The organism is Neobacillus drentensis (assembly GCF_036962765.1).
GTDB lineage: Bacteria > Bacillota > Bacilli > Bacillales > Cytobacillaceae > Neobacillus > Neobacillus drentensis_C.
The window spans coordinates 13,160-20,400 of record NZ_JBALOS010000042.1; the positions used below are offsets into that span (position 1 = coordinate 13,160).

The following is a 7,241-nucleotide window of genomic DNA, read 5'->3' on the forward strand; positions in this document are numbered from 1 at the left end:
ATATAAAAAAACCTGCTAGAGGCAGGTTTTTTGTCCATTTAAAAAGTGTTCATTTTAAGATTTTTTTTCAAACACAAGCACATAAGTTTTTCGATCATCATCATTGTATGACACAACAACTGAGATAATGGTTTGCCTGTCGGCTTCCAGTTTTATTGTTTTGCTAGTGTCTCCTTCTATCAAAATATCAGAACTGCTATATTTTGCAATCGGTTTCAGGGTGATTTCGTCTCCATCACTTGGCACCGTCACATGGTAGGTAAACTCATCACTTGTAAAAGTGCTGTCCCATGTTCCTTCGGAAACTGATAGCGATGAAAGTAATGCTTTACTAGCTTTTTCGCTCATCACGGCATTTTGCAATTGTGATGCAGGCTGTGCAGATTTTGCAGATTTTGTTGGACTATTGGGTTTTGAACTTGGCTGTGCAGCACCTGGTTTATTGTTCTGATTTGGTTTTGGTATAGTGGCTTTATCCTCTACAGCCTTATCTCTCATAACGTGGATGGTATAGGTCTTGTTGGCGCCGTTTTCAGCTGTTATCGTAATATTAATATCAGACTTACCAACGGATACCTTAACTTCAACCCCATCTTTCATAGCCAAGATCCCATTTACCTTAATGGCTGATGTTTTTTCCATTGCTATCGGTTTGATCTTAATCGTAGGAACTTCATTTGGAACGTTGACGTTGTAATCAGTGACAATCGAAGAAAATTTGGGTGACAATTCCCCTTTTGATAGTTCAATATTTTGTAAGAGATTGTTTGCATTTTTCTCTCTCGATATTGTCAGGGTATAGGTAGTTGATGAGCTGCTGCCATTATTTACGGAAATAATAAATTTATTCTCACCTGTTTGTAGCGTATAAGTCCCTGCTGTCCCGCTTATAACAGTCTGCCCATTTATTGTAATGGATGAATCTGTATTGGTGCTATCTACCAACAACTTAACCGTATCCACATCGTTGTCTACATTGGCTGAATATTCATATAAATCAGAGGCGAATTTCTGGTCGAGTTCAACACCTTCAATTTCTACTCTTGAAAGAGTATTTTCTCTTTGATTCTCTTGAATTGTCGCTGTGTTTGTTTCAGCGTAAGCAGTTGGTATGTATGATCCAACTCCCATCCATACCAATGAAAAAACAAGCATTACATTTAAGGGTTTGTTTGGATTCTTCATCGTTAATCCTCCTGTCTACTATCTTAAGGAGATAGTGGAATTTGGACTAACTTTATCATTGCTTGCTTAAGTTTATCTTAATTTTTTACTTTCGCCTGAAATTCTTCTAACTTGGAAGAAATGACTAACGCTACCTCTTCATCCGATTTTTGGAGGGCTTTTTTAAAAAGGGAATTGGCTAAAGATCCCATCGGTCCGGATGCCTTAATTTCAAGAAAGCCTGTCACACGAGTTTTATTTCTATTTAATGCTTTTGCCTCAAAATATCCTTCACCTAAATACTTTTCATTGGAACGCTTTAATTCAAATGTTACCCTCGATGGTTCATTCCACTCTTTAAAAGTAATCAATAAATTTACCCTTTTTTTCATAACGCCGAGGTCACTCTTAAATTCCCAGGAGATTTGATGGTCATTTATTTTTTCATGTTGAATATATCCGGGTACAAGTGGTGCCCAATTATTTTCATCTCGAATAAAGTCCCAAATCACTTCAATCGGGATATCTAACTCTAGATGTTGTAAATCACTTAGCATTTTATCCCTCTTTCTCCTTCAAGGTAAAAGACCTTCAAGTGCAGAAGGTCCTTTTAAAAAATATATGTAGTATTTTATTTTTATAGAAGAGTCAGGAAGCAGTTTACCAAAAAAATCCCGACAAATAGATGTTAAGCCTTTACATTATTTTTCCTGAGTATTCTATTAAAAATTTATGAATTCGTTCTGACGCCAGGGAAAGTCGTTCTGGCGGTTGAACCATGGCGATCCGTACATATCCCTCACCAAGCTCTCCAAACGCATCACCTGGAATGACTGCAACTCCAGCTTGATCAATCAATGCAAAGGCAAACTCACGAGATTTCCAGCCTGCAGGAATTCTTGCCCAGACAAACATGGTTGCAGGAGACTTTGCCACTTGCCAACCGCTTTTTTCAAGTCCAGCAATCAACACATCGCGGCGGTACTCATATTCTTTTACTTGTGTTTGAAGGAAGGTGGAATCCGAAGTTAACGCCCTCACTGCTGCTTTTTGAATCGGATAAAAGACTCCATAATCAATATGTGATTTAAATGAAGCTAAGATATTAATCGCTTGTTCATTACCAACGACATAACCAATCCGGCAGCCTGCCATATTAAAGGTTTTTGAAAGCGAATTAAATTCAATTCCGACCTCCTTCGCACCAGGGACCGACATGAAACTAATTTGTGGATTTCCATCGAAAATCAACTCAGAATACGCAAAATCATGAACAACCAAGATATCATGACATTTAGCAAAGTTCACAACCTTCTCAAAAAAAACTTCATCCGCTAAAGCTGTGACCGGATTCCCAGGATAACTGATAATCATCAACTTCGTTTTTTCTAAAATGTCAACCGGAATTTCATCCAGCATTGGTTGAAACTTGTTTTCTGCTAACAACGGCATTGGATAGATAACTCCACCTGCGATGTTTACGCTTGCCTCATAAATTGGGTACCCGGGATCTGGTACCAACACATAGTCACCTGGATTAATGAGTGCCGTTGCCAAATGGGCTAGACCATCTTGTGACCCCATCAACTGCAATACCTCGGACCTTGGATTAAGATCAACCGTATATCTTTGCTTATAAAAATAACTGACTGCATCATTAAATTCAGGTATCCCAGTCAGAGTATAGCCATATTTACTTAAGTCACTGGCACACTCAATCAATGTATCTACAACAAATGGAGGCGGTGGAAAATCTGGACTTCCAACACTTAAATCAATAACATCTTTCCCCGCTTTAATGGCCTCATGTTTGCGATTAGCTACCTCTTGGAATATACTTGCCGACATTTTTTTTACTTTTTCTGAAGCAACAAGATTCATATTTATCCCCTCAATCCTAAGAAAAATTTCAACTATTCAAAACATATGATAAATTATATCAGTCTCATGAATTCAATTCTATATCCCTTTTATCTGTTGATAATCTATAATCGATTAACTCTGTAAAATTCTTAAGTTAATGTCGGGATATTGACCTTTTTTAAATTTGTTAAGGTACAAAAGCTGAGAAGAATGATGGCAAATAATAGGAATATATTAAATACCCCCACTTTAGATATGAGAATACCTGTTGTTAGAGCAGAAGTGATCTTAACAATTGATGCTAGAATTGTTCGAAGGCCAACCACTCGACCTATATATTCTTTTGTTGCATTAAGTTGTATGAGTGTTTGAGTAATAATTAGGTGGGACATCGTAAACAATCCAAGCATGAAAATTAACAGGACGGCATACGTTTCAAATTTGTTTACATATAAGAAAATCGATGCTACACACATTCCAGTCATTGTCATAATGATTGTTTTTTGTTTATATCTTTTCAAAAAGAAGGTGACCATCACTCCAGCAAGGATCCCTCCTACAGCGAACGAAATATCAAACAAGGAATAAAGGCCGCTTCCGCCTTTAAACTGTTTAGCGAGTGGTACCATAATCGTTGTTGTCATTTGAATACTAATGCTGTTTAAGATCGATAAGAATAACAGATATTTCAGTCCTCTCCTATTTTTAATAAATTCCCAACCTAATCGGAGTTCTAAAACATATTTTATCTGCATCTGTTTAACCTGTTTACGATTACATGGCTTAACAACATAATATAGAGCAGCGGCTAGAAGAAAGGTTAACGAATTTATTAAAAAACTCAACGCTATTGAAAACTGAATTAAGAAAACACCAGAAATGGCTGAACCTACAATAAGTGCCCCTTCATTTAGTGAGGATGATTTAGAAATGACAAACGGTATGTCTTGGTCAGTGAAGGATACCTTAATAAAGGATTGTTCTGCTGGTTTATAGACTGTATAACAAACAGCTAATAAGAATTGTAGAAAATAAACTATCAGCCTAGATTCAATCTTAAGAAAGATCAGCATTGACATGGTTAGTACGATAATGAAACGTAAGAAATCTGTAGTTAAAACAATAGATTTCGAATCGTGGTGGTCAACATACACTGAAATAAATGGTGTTAACAAAATACTAGGCAGATAATAAATCGCAATCATAAAACCAATGGAGAGTGCTTCCCCTGTCAAATGGTAAATATACCACATGATCGTGATTTGCTGAATCCCATCCCCAAAATTACTAATCATTGAACCAAATAAATACGGTAATTTATTATTTTTCTTCATAGAAACCCCTCCTTTTGCCTGCCCTCCTTATTTTATATCCGTTGTGTATCTACGAAAATGTCAAAATCTTAATGGCTTATGATAAGAATAGCTTATAAAATAATATTTGCGTGTTGATTTCCGCTCCAGGCGCGTGCGGTTCGCGGGCGGTCCAGGGAGCCTCCTCGGCGCTTCGCGCCTGTGGGGTCTCCCAAGCCCCGTACTCCCGTAGGAGTCTCGCCCCTTCCGCTCCAATCAACAGGCTAAAATATCAACAATAACCTTTAACACAGACAAAAAAATAGAAGATGCACGGGGCATCTTCTATTTTAGGTTATTTTTTTCGAATCGCGATGATGAGTGCAGCCAATGAAAGCAACACAGCTAATCCCGATAAAACTAGTGATAAAGAATTGGATGTTTCTGCTTTCTTTTCTGTCATTTCTGACTTTGTTTTTTCAGTTTCTTTTGTCTGAGTCTTATCATTATGTTCTGCCTTTTCGCTGCCATGGTGATCAGTAGTGGTAGCTGTTACAATATCGGTAATAGAATGCGGCGAGTCTGACCCTTCCGCCCCAGTCCATTCGACAATACTGCCATCCTTATAATATTGAAAGGCATCCCATGCAACTTTTGCTGCCTTTTCCGGATTTTTTGCCACAAATACAAATTGTTGAAATTGTCCACTTTGGATCCCTTCCCCGGTCGCTTCAAAGGTGAATGTTTTTACTTTCCCACTCGCATCCTTTTCAGATGAATACGTCCAGCCCGGAACAGGCTGGTAGGACATAATTTCTACACCTGCTGGTGCTTTAACCGTTACTTTCGTGGTAGCTACATCTTTTTCAACTGGCACCTTTAAGGTATAGGTTTCCCATGCACCTGTTGAAGATGTTTTTGGCATTACTGTAACATGGGCACTTGCCATGCTCGCAAAGAAAAATAAGCTGATTACTGCTGGAATAAATATTTTTGAAATCCTGCTAATCATTTTTTTCATTGGTAACTCTCCTCATTTGTTATTGACTACCTACTAAAACATTGAAGTCAGAATCGATACTTTCTAATGCTTTTGTTAGTGCATGTACATGTACGTTCCAGTCGCCAGCCATGCTGAAATGCAAACCCTTCACTGTGTACTTGCCATCAGCCGTTTTTGTTAAACTAACCGTTTCTTTTCCCATGTCCATTTCAAGCATGGTGAAAGTTAAATGTAATTGTTCAATATCTTTGATAGGCTTACCTGATTTATCTTTTAGCGTGACTTCAAATAAATTCACTCCAACGATATTGGGAGTTGCTCTTAGTGTAACTTGCACACCTTTATTTACTATTTTGGTTTCCTTAAATGGTCCCGGCGATTGGATAGCTGTTGGTAGATTGGTTAACACAACAGAAAGAATTAAGACCATCAGACCAATCAAAAGTTCACCCTTTAAGCTTGCCCCAAGTCCCTTAGCGGTTCCCTTTTTTCCTTTCAAAAAATTCACTGCTGCAAGCAGAATCATCAGCACAAACAAGCTAATTTTATACATTAATACCTGTCCATAGTTCGTTTGGACAAGGGCTGAAAGGTTTGGAATATATAAAAGACTGCCATATATTCCTGTAAAGGTTAACAGCAGGACGAGAATGCATCCCCATTTCGAGAACCTTTTTATCATGGTTAAATAATCTTGGTTGTTATTTGGGTTATTCCGTATTGAAAGTACTCCGACAAAACCAATTAAACTGCCTATCCAAATCGATGCCGCAAATAAATGGAGAAAATCCATTGCAATCGACATCAAGTTATTTGTTTGTGATGCAGCATGACTAGTCACTGCCTTTGTCAACAACAAACTGCTTCCTAGTAAAAAGCAAATCCACCAAATGATCCGTTTCAATCTCTCTGACATACCCATGATAATAGTAAGTAGAAAAAGCGTTATTAGGATAGCAATTTGGATGAGCCAAGTTCGACCAAAACTCGTATTGGTTAAGATATTTTCAAATAATTGAAAGCTAAACACTTCACTCCATGAGAATCCAGATTCAATCGTGGCTTGTAATGGTAGATTTATCAGGATACTAAGGAATAACAGTGTTAAACTTACGCTTATCAGTTTGCCAAACTTTTTGTCGATAGACGCAAATTCCCTTATCCGTTTTGGCATAACTACCATATAAAAAAAGAGCAGCCCAACATAGCATGCATTACTAATATATTGAAGCCAACGAATGACAATCAAGTCTGCTTTTGGAATGTATCCACTTGTTTCCTTATGTAAAGATGTTGAACCTACACCTTCATCACCAATTTGAAAAGGAATAACACCTTCAACAGGATGCCCATCACTTGAAACTACCTTCCATTTTATTCGGTAGGATCCATTTGGGAGGTTATTTTGTAATCCGCTCTTTAGGATCGATGGTTGTTTTGGATCAATCCGCCCATCGTTTTGATCCACTCGTTTTCCATTTGAATCAAACACCTTGATCGAGTTAAAAGCTGGTTGTATGGTTTCATCAAATCTTATCATTACTTCGGCAGGCGCCTTTTCTACTGTTTCATTTTCTAATGGAGTAGATTTTTTAATATAGGCGTGCGCCGAAGAAATGGACGGAAATAGAAATAGAAACAGGGATAGGATCACTAGTAATGTACTGACTTTCATTTTTGTTTGCATCTCCCACTCCCCTTATCACTTAGAAACGTTAAGGCAGTTTTCCATTACTATCAAGTCGCAATTACGTTTCTACTGTCGTTACTATGATAATGGTAAATAAAACCGATAACAATATCTTATCGGACAAACTTGTGAATAAATGTTGAACTTTCACATTAGCTGGAGAAAATTCACTCAAATTTATCATTTGGTGCTAATATTTTTTTAAAACAATGGCTATGTTAAAGCTTAT

6 protein-coding genes are annotated in these 7,241 nt (G+C 37.5%); all 6 read right to left on the bottom strand.

Annotated features, from left to right (window positions below; all coding sequences use genetic code 11):
- Window positions 1-54: 54 nt before the first annotated feature.
- Window positions 55-1,185 carry a cadherin-like beta sandwich domain-containing protein gene (locus V7137_RS07115; RefSeq protein ID WP_335697433.1) on the bottom strand — a complete coding sequence of 377 codons (1,131 nt, stop codon included), beginning with the start codon at window positions 1,183-1,185 and terminating at the stop codon, window positions 55-57.
- A gap of 77 nt (window positions 1,186-1,262) precedes the next feature.
- A complete protein-coding gene (locus V7137_RS07120; protein WP_335697434.1) occupies window positions 1,263-1,721 on the bottom strand; it encodes a CoxG family protein in 459 nt (152 codons plus the stop codon).
- Window positions 1,722-1,860: 139 nt separating this feature from the next.
- Window positions 1,861-3,045, bottom strand: coding sequence for an LL-diaminopimelate aminotransferase (locus tag V7137_RS07125; protein ID WP_335697435.1), 1,185 nt, complete (start codon window positions 3,043-3,045; stop codon window positions 1,861-1,863).
- Between the two features lie 131 nt (window positions 3,046-3,176).
- Window positions 3,177-4,361, bottom strand: a complete 1,185-nt coding sequence (locus tag V7137_RS07130; protein ID WP_335697436.1) for an MFS transporter — start codon at window positions 4,359-4,361, stop codon at window positions 3,177-3,179.
- Window positions 4,362-4,674: 313 nt separating this feature from the next.
- Entirely contained in the window at window positions 4,675-5,340 is a 666-nt protein-coding gene (locus V7137_RS07135; RefSeq protein ID WP_335697437.1) for a YcnI family copper-binding membrane protein, read from the bottom strand.
- Window positions 5,341-5,359: 19 nt separating this feature from the next.
- Window positions 5,360-7,009 (bottom strand): copper resistance CopC/CopD family protein, encoded by a 1,650-nt coding sequence (locus V7137_RS07140; RefSeq protein WP_335697438.1) that lies wholly within the window; start codon window positions 7,007-7,009, stop codon window positions 5,360-5,362.
- Window positions 7,010-7,241 lie beyond the last annotated feature (232 nt).